At 37.0% G+C, this 17817-nt stretch carries 12 protein-coding genes and 1 pseudogene; 1 reads left to right on the top strand and 12 read right to left on the bottom strand.

What is annotated here, in order from left to right; all coding sequences use genetic code 11:
* Positions 1-67: 67 nt before the first annotated feature.
* From KW850_RS34245 to KW850_RS09960, 3 genes and pseudogenes are all read right to left on the bottom strand, one after another.
* Positions 68-160, bottom strand: a pseudogene (locus KW850_RS34245) (UTP--glucose-1-phosphate uridylyltransferase); the annotation flags it as partial.
* A 284-nt stretch (positions 161-444) separates the two neighbouring features.
* Positions 445-1128, bottom strand: a complete 684-nt coding sequence (locus KW850_RS09955; protein WP_218347410.1) for a CpsD/CapB family tyrosine-protein kinase — start codon at positions 1126-1128, stop codon at positions 445-447.
* A complete protein-coding gene (locus KW850_RS09960) occupies positions 1115-1867 on the bottom strand; it encodes a YveK family protein (RefSeq protein ID WP_218347411.1) in 753 nt (250 codons plus the stop codon). Before KW850_RS09960 ends, KW850_RS09955 begins: the two co-directional genes overlap by 14 nt.
* A gap of 337 nt (positions 1868-2204) precedes the next feature.
* Between KW850_RS09960 and KW850_RS09965 the strand changes: the two genes are divergently transcribed.
* Complete coding sequence (locus KW850_RS09965; RefSeq protein WP_218347412.1) at positions 2205-3146, top strand: LCP family glycopolymer transferase; 942 nt, start codon at positions 2205-2207, stop codon at positions 3144-3146.
* A 147-nt stretch (positions 3147-3293) separates the two neighbouring features.
* Here KW850_RS09965 and KW850_RS09970 read toward each other — a convergent pair whose 3' ends face one another.
* The 9 genes from KW850_RS09970 to KW850_RS10010 all read right to left on the bottom strand — a co-directional run bounded on the left by KW850_RS09970 (position 3294) and on the right by KW850_RS10010 (position 17774).
* A complete protein-coding gene (locus KW850_RS09970; protein ID WP_218347413.1) occupies positions 3294-3998 on the bottom strand; it encodes a DUF421 domain-containing protein in 705 nt (234 codons plus the stop codon).
* A 367-nt stretch (positions 3999-4365) separates the two neighbouring features.
* Positions 4366-6321, bottom strand: a complete 1956-nt coding sequence (locus KW850_RS09975) for a carbohydrate-binding protein (protein WP_218347414.1) — start codon at positions 6319-6321, stop codon at positions 4366-4368.
* Positions 6297-7343 carry a hypothetical protein gene (locus KW850_RS09980; protein ID WP_218347415.1) on the bottom strand — a complete coding sequence of 349 codons (1047 nt, stop codon included), beginning with the start codon at positions 7341-7343 and terminating at the stop codon, positions 6297-6299. Before KW850_RS09980 ends, KW850_RS09975 begins: the two co-directional genes overlap by 25 nt.
* 129 nt (positions 7344-7472) lie before the next feature.
* On the bottom strand, positions 7473-9596 hold the full coding sequence (locus tag KW850_RS09985; protein WP_218347416.1) for a glycoside hydrolase family 36 protein: 2124 nt from the start codon (positions 9594-9596) through the stop codon (positions 7473-7475).
* A 12-nt stretch (positions 9597-9608) separates the two neighbouring features.
* Positions 9609-10454: a carbohydrate ABC transporter permease gene (locus KW850_RS09990; protein WP_218347417.1), complete on the bottom strand. Its 846-nt coding sequence runs from the start codon at positions 10452-10454 to the stop codon at positions 9609-9611.
* 24 nt (positions 10455-10478) lie between these two features.
* Complete coding sequence (locus KW850_RS09995) at positions 10479-11429, bottom strand: carbohydrate ABC transporter permease (RefSeq protein ID WP_256358179.1); 951 nt, start codon at positions 11427-11429, stop codon at positions 10479-10481.
* 119 nt (positions 11430-11548) lie between these two features.
* Positions 11549-12841, bottom strand: a complete 1293-nt coding sequence (locus KW850_RS10000; protein ID WP_218347418.1) for an ABC transporter substrate-binding protein — start codon at positions 12839-12841, stop codon at positions 11549-11551.
* A gap of 286 nt (positions 12842-13127) precedes the next feature.
* Positions 13128-14159 (bottom strand): LacI family DNA-binding transcriptional regulator, encoded by a 1032-nt coding sequence (locus KW850_RS10005; RefSeq protein ID WP_218347419.1) that lies wholly within the window; start codon positions 14157-14159, stop codon positions 13128-13130.
* A 576-nt stretch (positions 14160-14735) separates the two neighbouring features.
* On the bottom strand, positions 14736-17774 hold the full coding sequence (locus KW850_RS10010; RefSeq protein WP_218347420.1) for an immunoglobulin-like domain-containing protein: 3039 nt from the start codon (positions 17772-17774) through the stop codon (positions 14736-14738).
* Positions 17775-17817: the final 43 nt, after the last annotated feature.

The following is a 17817-nucleotide window of genomic DNA, read 5'->3' on the forward strand; positions in this document are numbered from 1 at the left end:
CCAGTTGATAGGGTTTATTTTGCTGTGTTTTCCAAGATTGCTAAATTAGAAGGAGCAGTTCCTCGAACGGCTTCTCAGCTTGTACAATATCATCACCTAAAAGAACTGCAAATGGCTAATTGCCAATAAATTTACGTGTGCACCATACCGCATGGCCTAAGGCTCATCTAGACTTATGTAATGAATTTCTACATTATCGGGTACCAAGACCTGCTGATGGGATAATTGTTTTTTTATTTTTGTCAATCAGTTTTCCCCCCTAGTAATATAGAAATCTTGTATTAATTCGATTGTCATGTGCCTTAGCTCCTATATGGCTATTTCAATCTATGAAAGTATTTTTTAAAATATTACAATGATAAAAATTAATAAAATAAAATGACTACGGTAATTACCGAAGTCACTTCTTTGAGTAGAATTGGACTGTCCATATTTAGGGTAAGTTTAGTTATAATAGTCCGATTCTTTCTTGTCCGAATCATTTAAGATCGCTCCGAGTATCTTTCCCTCAGCGGCATTTAGCACTTCAATTGCTTTCTGTGCCGGGTCAAACTCTGTGCATTTACTGCGGACCACCAAAACGGATCCATCACATATATTGGCCAAAATTTGAGCATCTGTCACAACTAAAATGGGGGGCGTATCAAACAGAATAATGTCATAAAAATGCCGCGCTTCTTCAATCAAAGCATTCATTCTTTTTGAAGCAAGCAATTCAGATGGATTGGGCGGGATTGGCCCGCTGGTAAGGATATTCAGATTTTCAACCTCACTTGTAATAACAGCCTCTACAAGTGTTGCCCCGCCTGCCAAAATATTACTAAGTCCCCTGGAATTATCCACACGGAAGGTATAATGGACCGTTGGCTTCCGCAAATCTGCATCTATAAGTAAAACCGATTTGCCTTGCTGGGCATAGACAACAGCTAGATTTGCAGCTGTCATCGACTTCCCTTCACCAGGAGAAGCTGAGGTTACGAGTATGGTTTTTACATCCTCACCCACGGATGAAAACTGAATATTGGTCCTGACTGTCCGGTACTGTTCAGAAATAGAAGAACGCGGGCTAAGCTTTGTAATTAAATAACGCATTGTTGTATTTTTAATTTGCTTCTTACGACGCACCATCAAGCATTGCTCCTTTTTTATTTTGAACAGATTGCGTTTCGTGGATTTTAATTATTTCTTTATCCCCAATATGGGAAATCACACCCAGAACAGGTGTCTGCAATTTTTTCAAAATATCATCTTCTGTTTTAATCTTGTTGTTCAAGTATTCTATTAAAAAGGCTATCCCTACACCTGCCATGGCACCTAAAATCATGGCGACAGCAATGTTCAGAATTTTATTCGGCGAAACGGGTCTTGGATTAGAAGGCACTTGAGCATCGGATAAAATTTTCACATTATCTACATTCATCAGATCAGGGATTTCTAACTGAAAAATACTAACAATCGTATTGGCAATATTTGCGGCAAGTTTTGGATCATTATCCGTCACAAGTACGGTAACCACCTGCGAACTCTCTGCACTGGAAATTTCGATTTTTTTTGCTAAAGTATTACTTGGTATTTTCAGATTTAATTCCTCATCTACACGGTCTAGAATCCTGGGGCTTAGAATGATAGCCTTATAGGTATTGATTAATTCCACATTTGTCCGTATGTCGTTCTCAGAAAACACCTGTCCAGGAGCCGGATTCTTTTGATTAACCAGAAACTGAGAGCTATTTTGGTACACAGGCTTTAGGAAAAAAAAACTAATAACTGCCGCTGTAATCGCTGCTCCTAAAGTCAGAGATATAATAAGCCACAACCACTTCCTGAAAACCTTAAATCCCTCTCTTAAGGAAAGCTTTTCTTCCATTGATCTACCTCCATTGAATTAGTGTCATTCGGCTTGGGTCTATTCATATTATGTTTGTCCATTGATTTTAATGACCTGGACATATGGAATGGGCCGGGAAGCCTACATTTTTCTAATTATGACGGTTCATATTCAGTTAATGACAGCATACTCATTAACGGTAGCCCTTTAGTTTTGCATCAATCTTGCATCAATTGCTATCTAATTCGGACGGACCTCAATTACTGCTAGTGCAGTCTTTTCTCCTTACATAGTAATTAAGTTCCAGATTCTTGAGCTTTTTATAGATATGCTTCAAATGTTTTAAAGACTATATGATCGGAAAGGGGAATGGTCAATGAAAAAAATTTTATTAATAGTCACAAGTATCATTGCTGTAATAGCAATTGGAATTGGCGGATATGTCTTTTATTTATATAATTCCGTAAAAGATACAGCGAGTGAAATGCATGAAACCATAAAGTTGAACAGGCCGCAGATTAAACCCGTAATCAGCCAGAACAGTCAGTCCACACAGACTGCCCAATCCCCTCAGCCTATCTCCTTACTGCTTATGGGAGTAGATGAGTGGGCTGGTGACAGGGGCCGCTCTGATACATTAATTGCCATGACTTTGAACCCTAAAAATGACACCATGCAAATGATAAGCATCCCACGTGATACAAGAACAGAAATTATCGGAAAGGGTACAATAGATAAAATAAATCACGCCTATGCATTTGGAGGACCTAAAATGGCAATAGAAACGGTTGAAAACTTCACAGGTATACAAATGGATTATTATATCCGGGTGAATATGAGGGCATTGAAAGCCCTTGTAAATGCTGTTGGCGGGGTTAAAATTCAAAATGACTTGGATTGGTTTGATGAAGGATACTATGAAAAAGGGTATCATTATAAAAAGGGTGATTTAGAACTTAATGGGGATAAAGCACTAGGATACGTTAGAATGAGACACTTGGATCCAGATGGCGATTTTGGCAGGAACAAACGCCAACGTCAAATCATTACTGCAATTCTTGCCAAGGCTACAAGCATTTCATCTGTCACCCGCTTTAACGATATTCTGAAAGCTATGGGAGATAATGTAAAAACAAATATGACCTTTGATGAAATGATGAATATACAAAAAAACTATCGTGAATGTATAAATAATATTTCAGAGTATGAAATCCAGGGTACTGGCGGAAAGATTGACGGTATTTATTATTTAAATGTATCTAAAGAAGAAAGAGAAAAGGTCACTCATATGTTAAAAGACAATTTAGTTAAATATTAAAGGGGCATCTTGTAAAACTATAAAAAGAACAACCGAGGGAACGTCTAATCACAAAAAATATCTCTCTTTTATTGAAAACTGTGTAAGACTCCCTCATACCTTATCTTAGTATCTCTCCGGGTGACAGATATATTTTTATCAATATGACTATTCAACATCTGTAGGTGAAGATAGTTTATCTTCATATTTGTCTACAAAAAGGTAACCACCGCTATTTACCACAGCATAATAAATTTCTTCTAATCGTAAATTTCTTCTTTTGAATTCAGCTTCAATCCACTCACGATTATAGATGCCGGAAGCGTTCTTTTCAATGATTTTCCCGTCCATTATTAGTTCAATTGGTAGCGACTCCGATGAATTGGGCAAATTTAAATCTTTTTTTATTACATTTTGAAACGGTACCTTTTTAAGAATAGATAATTCCCCGTTCACTTCTAGTAATGCGTATTCCACTTCAAATATATTAAAGATATTCTTTTCCCTCAAAAGCTGATTAAGATCGTCAATCGAGAACTTTACCTTTTTCATATTCTTGTCAAGTAATTTTCCTTTTTCTATTAGCACGGTAGGTCTACCAGATAACCATTTTCTAAAACTTCGACTCCTCGAAGATAACACCATGAACAAATAAAAAATTAAAACTAATACAAGAAATGAAATCAGCATTTCTTTGAACTTTAAATTCGTATCAAACCCCATGTTAGCTATAAAGGAACCAATCGTAACGGATAAGGCAAAGCTATAGTGGTTTTTATGAGAGTTAATGTGCTTTCCAATAGCCAGAGTAACGAGTATTAAAAGCATAAAGCTGACACCCGTTCTCAGAATTGGTATAAGTGTATCTTCCATTTAAATCTCCTGTTTACTTATATGGTTATTAACCATCTTGTCTTTAAAAGACACTGGTTTCGTTCTCTTAGAACAGAATCCATTTAGAATTCTTGATCAAATCATAAAATATCCACTTTTAATTAATTTATCTTTCCAATTAGCTATTTTATTTATCCATCTATTTCATTTAAAAAGCCCACTTAATATTATTAAGCGAGCTACGAATTGAACAGTTTACTGATCAGTCCTAATCAGTCTTACATCCCAATCTCAAACAGAAAAGATTATAAATATACTAATTCCTTTTCTGCTAAATCATCACTAACTAAAAAGGACCTCAACATGGCCGATAACACGACTTTTTTGAGGTCACATTTAATTATTTTTATTTTTCTTTTTTATCTACAACAGTCGGTTGTCCATAGATCTCGAATTTGTCAAACGCAGGTGTATATTGTTTTGGTACCATTACGGTATCAACAAATGGTGCTGTTCCAGATCCATTGCTTCCTCCATAAGGATTAGCACCACCGTCATAGGTGTTATTATTATAAAATTTAATGCTATTTTTACCCTTTTTAAGATTAACGTCAATGGTAACCGTCGCAAACTGCTGCCATGAAATAGTATTTTTAAAATACACTGTTTCTGACTCGCCGCCATTTACGGATATTTGTGCATACCGTTCCACCACATTATTATTGTACGAATGCGACCCAGAATACTCACCGTTTGCATATTGGACTACGAGCTTATAGCGACCTGCTTCTGGGACTTCTACTTCAGTAAGCTCCAAGTTTCTTTCATTACCGTCATAGGAAGTAATACCATTTACATATTTGCCGCCTGATGCATATTTTGCAAACGCATCATCACGGATTAATGATGGATCTCCTTCTGCAGGTTCACCAACCACTTTAGCATTTTCTGCTTCCTCTGAATAAATTGGATCACTATTTACATAGGATGCATTAAGATAATCTAAGCTTAGTTTCGCACTGGATTGAATATCGATTAAATTAATTCCTTCACGTAAGAACATCCGTACTTTGGTGCTCTGCCATTTTCCATTGGTATTATTTACTGGTATGTTCAGTGCATTCTTTCGATCATGGTCAATAGTAAGATCACCTGTATTTTGAGTAGAATATCTTACGGTTACATCGTACATCCCGTCTTCTTGAACACTCATAACAAAACGAGTTTTTGCGTCAGATGACTTACTGTTTGGTGAATGGCCCGATCGATTCGTATTACTGCTTGAATTGTCATGATAGCCTGTGACATAGCCTGCACCTTCAAAGCCTGGTGCTTTGCTCTCTCTTCTTAAGTTGCTGTCATAATCGGCAAATTCTGCCTGTACACGGTAATTTGGCTTCGCCCCGATTTCTCCATTATAATTAAGCTCAATGGCGTCAAGAGTTGCTGCTCCCTGCCCCATTTCACCTGTATCCTGGTTGTATTTGCTGATTGCGATTGAATGTGTACCCTCTTTTAATTCAACGAATTGAGTAGCCATCCCTAACTGTTCCCAACTGTAATCGGCTCTTAACGTTACCTTAAAGGATGGCTGGTCATCAATTTTAACAAAGAATTCAGAATTCTGTCTTTGCGAGGAGGTACCGCCACCGGATTGTGCTGGTAGGTTGGCTGTTGAACCACTCCCTTCAACAATATCCAATTTATAATTTCCGTCTTTCGGAACTGTAACACTAGTAAACTTAACTACACTATCATTATAGTCAATACCGCCAATAAGTTGTCCATTAGAGGCAGCACGCCCACTATTAACCCTTGGATAAAAGCTTGCGGGATTTTGAACGTGGTTTCTAATTTCCGCATTTTCCGCCTCATACCTCTTAAACCATGTTGTGTTAGAAGAAGAGTCCACCGCCTCGGTAATGACGGCATAATAGCTTTCCAAATTGTCAGTTTGAACTGGCAATGTAACATTTCCATTTTCAACATCAAAATTACCATCCACTATTTGGGTTGGCTCTGCTAAAAATCCAGTCAGTCCTGTATAACCAGCACGCCATACCGTTACATGCACCTTTTTAGCATTTTCTAGAAAACTAGGACTATTTTGGTCGCCAGTAATATTTTTAAACACAATGTTACTTTCACCGGTCGTACCGCCAAATAGGATGTTTGCTTGTTTCTTATTATCATCAATTGTAGAGAGCCCATATAAGCCAGACCCAAAAGAGTCCCCCTCTGCATTACTTTTTACAACGTTTACTTTAGCCATGTCCCCTTGCATATCCGCATACCACTTGTATAGCCACCACGCTCCGTTTGGTTCGTTTTGGCCTGCTAATAAGGATTTGCAGTATTCCAATAAGGGAGAGCTCCCGTTATTTTTAACTCATCATACCGTGCAATATATTGGATAAGCGAACCGCCGTTTGCAATTTCCGCCGTTGACGCATATTCATTTATATCAACTGGAATCGGGAACGGGCTCTTTCGATCTGGATATTTCGCTGCATATTGTGGAGCATACTTAGCCTCAAGTGCTCGATATAGCTCCAGATTACTTTTGGCATTGTTATACGATTTATTCGATAATAAATGCCAAGAAACGGTATTTGGTAAACAATCATTATCAATACAGAATCGGATAAAAGATTCAAAGGCGTTGGCCTGGTAGAATAAGAAATTAGGTCCAGAAATTTTGGCACCTGGATCAATTTTCTTAATTGCCTGATAAACGGCTAACCAATCATGATTAAATGTATCTCTTGACTGCTCACCCTGCGCAGTAGTAGCATTGATGTTTGGATAACGAGTCCCATTTTGTTCCGGTTCGTTGTAAGGCACATAAATGAATTTGTCATCGGGATTCTGACCTGGGTTCTTTTGTGCCCAGTCATCTTTATAAGCCTTTATTTGAGTGGTAATTGGAGTAACTGCTTCATTAATATATTGTTCTGGAGTCCTTGATGGATAATACCAGCGGCCATAGTAATCCTGCATGTAAATCTGAATATTATTTCCTCCAGCTTCAAAGAAATAATCGGCCACTCTCAGCCCATCACCGGAAGGATGCTGGACCCCATTAGGAGCCTTTTGCAAAATATGTGATGGTTTTATTGGGATAAGCGTGTTAATATCTGGGACGTTCGGTTCACTCAAACCATAAAGCGCAGCACTTGCCCCGTGATTGATTTTACCGAGTGAACGATCGGCCAAATCAACTGTGATTTTTGCGGGTGATGTAGAAGCAATGGATGTTGCAGTCGTAGCAGTAGTGGATGTCGCAGAAACATTTGATGAAAAAATTGGAGCCATTGTTGTCATTAACGAGCCAGCGAGAACATAGGATAATACCTTTTTTCTCTTTTTCATTTTCTTAAACATATGTTTTATCCCCTTTTATCATTTAATAAAACAGCATCCATAACCCTTTTTTACTACAGACTAGACTAGTTATGTATCCTTAAAGCTATAGACATCACCACCTTAAATAAAAGAATTGATGTTTAGAATCTATTGTTTTAAGTGAACTTCAAATAGTCTTGCAGCATTCCTTTTTGGGATTTTAACTGTTAATGTCCCACTATGCTTGTTCCATTGATAGTCTGCATCACCTTTTGATGGATAAGCTAATTTCACTTCTACTTCCCTATCTATTAAATGTTTTAAGGGTATTAAGGTGTTTTCATCACTAGAATCCAATCTCCACACGGCAAGAAAATTCTTGTTTTCATGTCTCAGGCCAAAACTCATCCATGGATCTCCAATATTCGGAATTCCAGTTGGCCAATACGGGATACCTGTTGCAATATATTGACGAATTTTTTTATAGTATTCTATTGCCTCTTTAACTAAAAGGAACCGTTCCGAACTTATTTCAGCGAGATGGCCGCTTTGATGAATGCGAAGCAATAAACTATTAACCATGTTAAAAATAACTTCCTCTTTATCACCCTCTTTTAAGGGATATGACCATACTGCACATTGTTCTGGTGTTACCAGGGAAGTGGCTGCAGCTGCGATCGCACCATTTTTTATATAGTCCGTTTGGTCACTGCTGGATTGAATACTATGACGGCTTAATAAACTATAATCCATCCGCATCCCGCCACTGCCGCAGTTCTCTATTACCAAATCAGGATATTTTGCAAATATTTGATCAAGCCAATTTAAATAAGCGCGATTATGTTCAAGTAAACCATCACCCATTGAATCTGCATGATAGTCTGTTCCAACACCAGCATTAATGTTATAGTCCATTTTGATGTAACCAACACCATACTCAGTTACTAATCTATCAATAACACCGGTTGCAAAATCGGTAACCTCTGGATTACGGTAGTCTAATTGATATCGGGAATGATCGATCACTCTCTTCCCATGGCGTAAGAAAAACCATTCATCTGAAACTTTGCTGGCAAGTGGACAATTAATCCCCATTACTTCTAACTCTAACCAAAGGCCAGGTACCATTCCTTTGCTTCGAATATAGTTCAAAACCTCTGTTATTCCATTGGGAAAGCGGACTTTAGAAGGAAGCCACTCACCTACTCCATCCCACCAATAACCATCTGAATACCAGCCACTATCCACACAAAAATATTCGCATCCAGCATCTGATGCTGCATCGATAAGCGGCAGCAGTTTTTCTGTAGTTGGATCACCGAATAAACAATTCATATAATCATTAAAAATTACAGGAAGATGTATATTATCACTATTTGGACGACGGATTCTTCTTCTGTACACAGTCATATCTGAGATTGCTTTTTCAAACCCTCCGGTAATGGCTCCTATTGCAACAGGTACGGAAACAAATGTTTCTCCCGGTATTAGCTCTTTCCACCACTGATTTTCGCTTTCTGTTGGACCACTTAATTGTAAATAGAGCGAATCGGCAATATCGCTAATTTCCCAGTGCCAAGAACCGTGATGTTCGATTTGCCAAATAAACCCTGTCCCAGTCTCGCTATTTTCTAAAAAGGCCGTGGGAGCATATTGTGAAGTTGACCATGTTCCAGTACTGGAATATGATAATCTTTTCATTGAAAATTCATTAACTGTGTAGAGTCCTAAATCAGTCAGGGAATAGCGATGCCATTGTGCTTCCCCATACCATGTGTTGTGAGGGATATGTAGGTTTATTTTTTCTTCTCTGCTAGTTATCCCTTCTTTATCGATACCTGTATAGGCGAAAGAAGAAACATACTCAATACCAACTGGTTTATCGCCTTTATGAACGACCTCTGTCCAAGTCCTTACAACCGGAATTCCGTTGAAAAATTGCCATAGTGAAGATACCTCTACATTTGTTATTTCATCTATAAATTCAAAAACAAGCTTACGTCCGTCAGAATTTACCGTATCCATAAAATCTTTAAATTTTAAGCGTCTCCCTGGATTAGTTCCAGTATGCTTTGACCCATGATGATCGTTTTGATTTTCACCAGAGAAATGAATTTCAACAAGGCGGTATTTACTTCTTTTCTTATCATCCCAATTTAGATACTCAATTGAAGGATTAGATGAAAAATGTAGAAATCTAACATCTTTGTCTTCGGTGACTTCAAATGCAAGGTGAATTTCGTTTTCTTCAATTTTGATTATTTTTTCTACTTTTTCTATTACTTCTGACATTTTGAAACCTCCCTAACCTTTAACAGAACCAGCAGTCATACCTTCTATCAAATATTTTTGTAAATAGATAAACATGATTACGATTGGAAGAACAGCTAAAACCGATGCAGACATGATACTACCCCAATCAGTCGAATATAGCCCTTTGAAAAGAGTGATACCCGGGGTTAAGGTACGATGTGCTTCATCATTGATGAAAACATATCCAAACATGAATTCATTCCATGCATTAACAAACGCAAACAAAGCAGTTGCTACAAGGCTTGGAATGGAAATAGGAAGGATAATCTGAAAAATAATCCTAACCCGGGCACAGCCATCTATCTCAGCTGCTTCCTCTAATTCATATGGGATTGAATCAAAGAATCCTTTTAACATAAAAGTGCACAATGGAACCATAAACGTGGTGTATGCTAAAATCATTGATGCGTAAGTATCCAGCAACCCAAACCTTTGCATGAGGATATAAAGAGGAACTAACAATAATACTCCCGGAATCATTTGAGATAATAGCATCGTTACATTTACAACTTTGACCCCTTTAAATCTCTGGAATCTACTCAATGCATAACCAGCAAAGATGGAAACCAAGATGGAGATAATAGTCGTAGTAAGTGCAACTATTAAACTATTAACAAAAAACGTTAAAAATTTCGTGTTAACTAGAACATTTTCAAAATGTGAAAACGTTGGATTATTAATGAAGAAACTGGGATGGCTGGTCCGAATTTGCTCTGTTGGTTTTAATGACGTGACCAACATCCATAGAAACGGGAACACACAGAAAATTGAGAATGCTATAAGAACGATATAAGTAACAATTTTACTGATTAACATCCCTCTCTTACTCAGTAGCATATGTTTTTCACTCCTTCCATTGGTTTAGACTCTATTTTTTCTGGCATTATAATAATAATTGACAACAAAAATCGCGATCATAAACCCAATCATCATGGAGGCCAATGCTGAAGCAGATCCAACATCAAACTGTTTCATTGCATATCGATATATCATAATGGGTAGAGTTTCAGTAGCGTTCAGTGGTCCGCCTTCGGTCATTACCCAGATAAAGTCAAAGTTAATGGCTGTCCAGATAAGGTGGATAAAAATTAAAACAACCGATACAGGTTTTAATTGCGGGAGAACAATTTTAAAAAATCTCTTCATCACGCCAGCCCCATCTATTGCGGCTGCTTCTAATAATTCTTTAGGTATTGACTGCATTGCTGCCAGTAAACAAATCGTATAATACGGAAAACTTCTCCAAATGTTAACAAATGTTACGGTTAGTAAGGCTGAATTTAATTCACCTAACCAATAATATGGTTTATCTAAGATCCCAAACTTTGTGAGCAGAAAATTAATAATTCCATAGTCAGGGGTTAACATCCATGTCCATGTCATTCCTGCGATTACGATGGGAACAACCCAAGGTATAATAATCAACCCACGAAAAATGGCTCTTCCTTTTATTTGTTGATTTAATGCTATCGCTGAAATTAATCCTAAAGCAAACTCTCCTGCTACTGAAAGGACTGTCCAGATGGCTGTATTAGATAGTGCTTTGGGAAAATTTTCATCGTGAATAACATTTTTGTAATTTTCCAATCCTGAAAAAGAAGTTTGTATTGTGTTTACAAGATTTTTAAAATGAAAACTGTCCCATACAACATTAATCAGAGGGAGTGCAATTAAGGTAAGAAAGAAAAGGATTGCAGGAAAAACGTATAAATAAGCATGAATCATATTCTTTTTTTCTTTGGAAATTCCAATTTTAACAGTTTCTTTGTTTACTCTGAATTCTTTATTAACTTGCTTTGATTCTAAGTTCAAGAGTATCTACCTCCCTCTCTCAATACAGGCTTGCATCTATCAAATAGGATAATAGTATGTAATGAGAGAGCAAGTATTGCTTGTGTTCTTATACAATACTTGCTCCTTTATGAAATAAATTATTTACCGCTTAATTCTCCAGATTTTTCCAAATCACTATTAATTGCTTGTGATAACCACTCGGCAACCTTTTTAGGATTTTCTTTTTGAAGCAATGCTTTTGCCAAAGCATCCTCCATACTTTTTGTAACAGCGCCCAATGAAATCTCAGGATACGTTACACCTGTTGATGCTAAATCGGTAAAACCTTTACCCCATTGGCTTTCACTGACAACATCTGTACGGGGGGAGTTAGTTGGGCGAATATTAGATTGCCATTCTTTGCCTAAAATATAGCTCGCAAATTCCCATGTTTCTTTAGGATGTTTACTATCTTTGTATAAGTATAATGGGCTGATTTCTAAGAAGGTTGCAGGTTTTTCTTTGTAAGGAGGGGCTGCTACTTTTACATCTTTCATTTCTTTAGGATTTTGTTTTGCTCGATCTTCAATCCATGGTCCGTTTACAACCATTGCATATTGCCCAATGGAGAAGTTAGTATCTTCTTCTTCCCATCCCCATGCTTTTGCATCTGCTGGAATAACACCTTTGTCTTGTAGGTCTTGATAAAACTTAAATACTTCCGCTGCTTTTGCAAGTTGATCAGGATTATCTTTCCAAGTATTTTTGTACTTACCATCTTCCATTTTTTCAGCAATTTTTACATCATTTGAAGCTAAATATGCTAGGAGTTCTTGAGGGGAACGAACACCTTTTCCGGCAATACCAAACGCTTCTTTACCAGTAGCTTTTTTAATTTGATCTGCCACATTGAGTAAGTCTTCAAACGTTTTTGGTGGTTCTTGTATGCCTGCTGCCTTTAACATGTCTTCATGATATAAAAGCGCTCGAATTCCTAAATATTGCGGAAGAGCAGTAACTTTCCCTTCGTATGTTATGGCTTTCATAACATTGGGATAAATTTTATCTTTATCAGCCCAATTATTTACATAAGGGCTTAAATCCTGCAAAGCGCCCATTTTGTTAAATTCTCCAAACCATTCGCTTAATCCCCAACTTAGATCTGGAGCAGCCCCACCACTGATTGCTGCAACTAATTTATCGTGGAGAGCATCAAAAGTAATAACTTGAGTGTTAATTTTAATATTTGGATGTTCTTCTTCAAACTTTTGAATTTGCGCTTTTGTTTTTCGTTCCTCTTCCGAACCTGGTGCCCACGATGTCCAATAATTAATCGTTACTTTTCCACTTTTATCTGTGGATGTTTCTTGAGACTTATTACAACCAGCCAAAAAAGTTGATAATGCAAGTACTAGCATAAATACCATTGATAAATACTTTTTTTTCGCCATGATCATGTCTCTCCCTAATAGTTTTATAGAATATTAAATATTGCTAAATACAAATATTGTAAGCGTAACCACTTTACACAAAAATGATACAACTAAATCTAAGAAACAAATTAATTTTCAATCATTAGGGAAAATATGTAACTTCAAATGGTAATTACATAGAATCACCTCCTGTTTTTCCTTCTTTATAAATTGGCTCTATTAAACTAGGCTGTTGATTTCCGCTCCAGGCGCTTCAAGCAACTTGGCTATAAAATCAACAGTGACCTTTAATACAGCCTAAAAATTAACAATCAATAGCACCACTGCTTTGTCGGATGATTAGTTTAGTTGGAAGTGTTACTTTTAATGGAAGTTTCCTTCCATTAATCCTATCGAGCAACAACTTAACTCCTGTTTGTCCCATCTCTTTTGTAAATACTTTCACAGTTGTTAATGGGGTACTTGCAAATCTCGCCATTTCAATATCATCGAAACTTACAATGGCTACATCATTTGGGACAGAAAGCTTTGCTTCCTGAAGTGCTTTTAATGCCCCAATCGCCATTGGATCACTCGATATAAAGAAAGCTTCTGGATAATCATTTTGTTCAATAGCTTTCTTCATCAATTCATACCCTTGAGACATCGTATACTCACCAACGAACGTATAGTTGGGATTATATAATCCTTTTTCTTTCATTAGAGTTTCATAAGTTGTTAGACGTTTATCTTCAATGGCTATGGTTTCATTTTTCAAATATTCAATATCAACTCCACCTATATAACCAATCCGCTTGTACCCTTGATCCAATAAATGCAGCAAAGCTGTTTCGGTAGATTTAACAAAATCAATGACAACAGAGTCATAAAGATCTTCATCAGGAGAATGGTGGATATATACAACGTTTTCAATCTGATCACTTACTGCTTTCAAAGCCTTTTCACTGATTTTCCCAACAATAATTATTCCGCCTAAATCTCTGATCAGGTGATTAGAACTAATATCATTCCACCGAAACATGAAAGTCGAAGTTATACCTTGGTTCAGTAATTCCTCTTCGACTCCTTGTCTAATCGACAGGAAGTACGGATCTGCCATCTCTTCTTCTAATGTCTTGGAAAGTAAAATCCCCACACTAATCCGTGGTTTGTCTGCTTCCTGAAATTGTTCAATGCGCCTTTCCAAGATTGTCTTATATCCTAATTCCTTTGCAGCTTGAAGTATACGTTCTCTTGTTTCTTCTAAAACTGTAATCTTTTGATCATTATTTAAAACTCTTGAAACAGTTGCAGGTGATACTTGAGACAATGCTGCTATTTCCTTAATTGTAGCCATTATTAAACATCTCCACTAAATTTTTTACTAACAAAACCTTATATTCACTAACTTATTTACTAACTATAATTGTATATTATCAGAGGTTGTAAGTGTTTTCAATCGTTTTTTTGATTTTTCCGATAAATTTTTACCGATAAAACCCTTTTATTTAAAGATTTTTATCTTTAATAGTTAATTCGAACAAAATATAATCAGTAAATATTTTACCTAATTAAATAATTATCGATAAATTATTTACTAAGTGTCTGTTTTAGCCATAAAAAAATCCCCTCCAAGTAATAGTGTAACACATGCAATTTACATGGTTTTTTACACTGTCTACTTAATGGGGATCATAGAATCTAAAATACTTCATACTAATTGTTAAAACCTGACTACAGGTTTGTATTTAATTATTTTGGGTAGATTTAACACCTGCCGTACCTCCTTTTTCTCCTTTCATTATGTCTTGAACAAAAGCATATTAAATGACTTTACAAATGGTTAAGATGCCTTCAGGATTAAACAACCTATGTTTAACCCCGAGCATCAAAGTAATAAATTTTTAGGTTACTACCTAATTATATATTCAAGCTATTTTAAGTAGAGCTTATCAGACAAGGAATTCAAAATATTTGCCTGTTTTTCAGTAATTGTATTCCCGATTTGGGCAGACAGTTCATTTACATACGCCTTTAGTTTACCGTCTACGGCCTGTTTGTTACCTTTAGCGGCCGCTTCTTTTGCTGACTGGAGTTTTGCAACAAGTGAATGCGACACCCCATCCTTACTTACAAAAGATTGAGTCAATCGGCTTAAACTATCAAAATCGACTGTTACCGTAAATTCGGTTTCAACTACCGCTGTATTTCCGGCTTTGTCAGTAGCCGAAGCCACGAGTTTATGAACACCAACCCCGAAGTCATAAGCATATCCTTCAGTGCTTGGACAATTCACGGAAGCAAGCCCTGACAAATCATCAGCTGCACTGCAGGTAATCGCTATCTTAGCATCAACTGGATAGGTACCATCATTACCGATAAATTGAATCACAGGAGGAGTAATATCTTTCTTGACATGAACCTCACTAACGGCCATATAGCCTCCATCAACTGTCGTTGCAGTGATCTTTGCTATACCTTCCTTAAATGCGGTAACATTCCCATTTTCATCTACAGCAGCTACTTCTTCATTATTGCTAGACCACAGGACCTCTTTATTAACTGCCTCATTAGGTGTTACAATTGCAGACACCCGTTCTTTTTGTCCTTGTACTAGCTCCAATTTTTCCTTATCTACCGTAACGCCTGATACTTTTTGAATGGGATCTTCGTTTTTAACTTTGGGAACATTTGCAAGTAAAGCCTCGTGTTCCCGTTTTGTAACTGGCATTACTGTACCATGACGAGGGCGTGAAGGTAACTTATAGTCTGTAGACATTTTCCACTCACCAGACTGTAAATTTGTAGTTTCAAAAGGCACATACCCTTTACCGCCAAATTCATCTATAAACATGTACCACTTTTCTTCTGTATTCGATTTAAAGATGGTTGGTCCCTCACCAGCACCGATTGAACCTTTTCCGATACCTTCTTTAATCAGATCGAAAGTAGGATCCAGAACCGAATCACCAACCTCTGCAAAAATAAACTTACCGTTTGGAGAAGATGTTGTGTTGTTCCTTTCATCTTTTGTAAAACGATAGATTTTTCCGTCATGCTTAATGATGGTGGTATCAATAACTGAATATCCATAATCCATATAAACTTTTGGTTCAGTAAACGTATAGAAATCTCTTGTTTTGCTATACATCATTTTGTTATAAGTAGAGCCGCTATGCGCTTCATTGTCATACAATTTGGATGCCCAGTACACAATATACTCACCAGTCGTGTCATCATACGTAACTTCCGGAGCCCATGTATTTCCAGCCTCTTTTGGAGATACTTCTACCATTCTTTGCTCTGACCAATTAATTAAATCAGTAGATTCCCACACCATTATAGAGCGGCTGCCTGTCCTTTGGGATCTGTCCCAATTCCAATCTCCATTAATCTTTAAATCTGTGGAAATTAAATAGAACTTATCACCTTCAGGGGAACGAATGATAAATGGATCTCTAAGTCCTTTTTCACCCAAATTCGAAGTGATTGCTGGAGCCCCATTGTTTAACTCCTGCCATTTAAGTGGATTGTTTCCTTCACTTAAGGCAAAATAAATTTGCTCACCATTCGAATAACCTTCTCCTGTAAAATAACTGAAGACGTATCCTTCATAGTTTTCCTTTTTCGGCATTTCTTTCACTTTAGCTAAAAACGCTTTTGTGATTGACTCCTTGTGTAGTGTGAGTGTTGCTGTCAATTTAACCGTTTTATCACCTTCACCATTTCCAGGACGTTTCACTTCTCCAGTTGGTGTAATAATGGATGGGTCATTTGATTTCCATGTGATCGTAGAACCATTAACTCCCGTTTTCGGTAAAGTTAGATTACCGCGAACATCATCAATGTTATGAACTTTCAAATCTTCTGCATCCGTTCGAACAGTCACTGAATCTTGAGGTTTCTTTAATACAGTAACGGTAAATTCTTTTGTCAAAGTTTTTGTACCTTCCGATATAGTAGCTATAATTCCTACCGATTGGTCACCAACTTCATAAGAAGGTCTATTAACTTTACCATCATTTGTAATAATGTTTTGATTTTGTGATTCCCAAGTGATGGTTGTTCCAAATGCCCCATTTTTAGGGAATGATAAATCCGAATTAATTTCGTCTTTGTTTTGGTTTTGATTGATAAAAATGGAGTAATCTAATTTTTCAGCCGCGTGATTTAGCAGTAGTCCATCCATGGCAGTAATTTTTTTATCAGCTTCTTCTTTTAGTTTGCTTACTTCTGTTGCTGTCAAAGCTCCATTAAACACTTTAAAATCGGCGATCATGCCTCCAAAATAAGGGTCAGTAGAATAAAAGGAACGCCCGATAAAACCACTTATTCCATTAACATTGTTGATTTGTGCAAGTGTATAACCGTTCGTAGAACCAGTCCCCACTTCAACCCCATCAATGTACAGCTTTATCGTTTTATCTACACCTGACATAACAGTAGTTATCAACTTCCATTCACCCGACTTTAACGGACCAGTCGTCGCATTTGCACCTGCTTCATTCATCCAGCTTGTTATCCCGAGTCCTGCTCTTGAGGAGCGGTCACCCGAGTTACGCTTCGGCGTCATAAACAAATATTTGTTACTGTCCTGACCTAACGCATATAACCATTCGGCTTCATTAACACCTTTCCAATTCACCAAAGAAGAAACGGTGATACTATCCAAATTATTTAAGACACCTTTAGGCATTTCAATATATGAACTTGTAGAACCGCCTTTAAAGCTTATAACTCCTGCATCTGCCCCCTTAATAAGATCAGCGTTTTGGGAATTAATCAGCTTTCCATCAAAATTCCCAGTGCTATCTTTCACTGTTGTACCTTCAATATTGTTCATATCATAATCAAGAATTAAGTTTACTTCTTGTGGCTCCTCAGCAAATGTTGATTTAGGAACTATTCCTGAAACAGTATTAAAGAGCATTAAGGTTAATAAAAAAGTTGAAAGCCCTTTCCTTTTCTTCATGTTTCCCCTCCTGATTAATATAGATTTATTATTGTAAAATTAC

The organism is Bacillus sp. sid0103 (assembly GCF_019219025.1).

What these genes read in the sequence shown, in the direction of transcription:
- KW850_RS09955 (WP_218347410.1), bottom strand. Translation starts at nt 1,128, where the DNA reads ATGGTGCGTCGTAAGAAGCAAATTAAAAATACAACAATGCGTTATTTA.
- KW850_RS09960 (WP_218347411.1), bottom strand. Translation starts at nt 1,867, where the DNA reads ATGGAAGAAAAGCTTTCCTTAAGAGAGGGATTTAAGGTTTTCAGGAAG.
- KW850_RS09965 (WP_218347412.1), top strand. Translation starts at nt 2,205, where the DNA reads ATGAAAAAAATTTTATTAATAGTCACAAGTATCATTGCTGTAATAGCA.
- KW850_RS09970 (WP_218347413.1), bottom strand. Translation starts at nt 3,998, where the DNA reads ATGGAAGATACACTTATACCAATTCTGAGAACGGGTGTCAGCTTTATG.
- KW850_RS09980 (WP_218347415.1), bottom strand. Translation starts at nt 7,343, where the DNA reads ATGTTTAAGAAAATGAAAAAGAGAAAAAAGGTATTATCCTATGTTCTC.
- KW850_RS09985 (WP_218347416.1), bottom strand. Translation starts at nt 9,596, where the DNA reads ATGTCAGAAGTAATAGAAAAAGTAGAAAAAATAATCAAAATTGAAGAA.
- KW850_RS09990 (WP_218347417.1), bottom strand. Translation starts at nt 10,454, where the DNA reads ATGCTACTGAGTAAGAGAGGGATGTTAATCAGTAAAATTGTTACTTAT.
- KW850_RS10000 (WP_218347418.1), bottom strand. Translation starts at nt 12,841, where the DNA reads ATGGCGAAAAAAAAGTATTTATCAATGGTATTTATGCTAGTACTTGCA.
- KW850_RS10005 (WP_218347419.1), bottom strand. Translation starts at nt 14,159, where the DNA reads ATGGCTACAATTAAGGAAATAGCAGCATTGTCTCAAGTATCACCTGCA.
- KW850_RS10010 (WP_218347420.1), bottom strand. Translation starts at nt 17,774, where the DNA reads ATGAAGAAAAGGAAAGGGCTTTCAACTTTTTTATTAACCTTAATGCTC.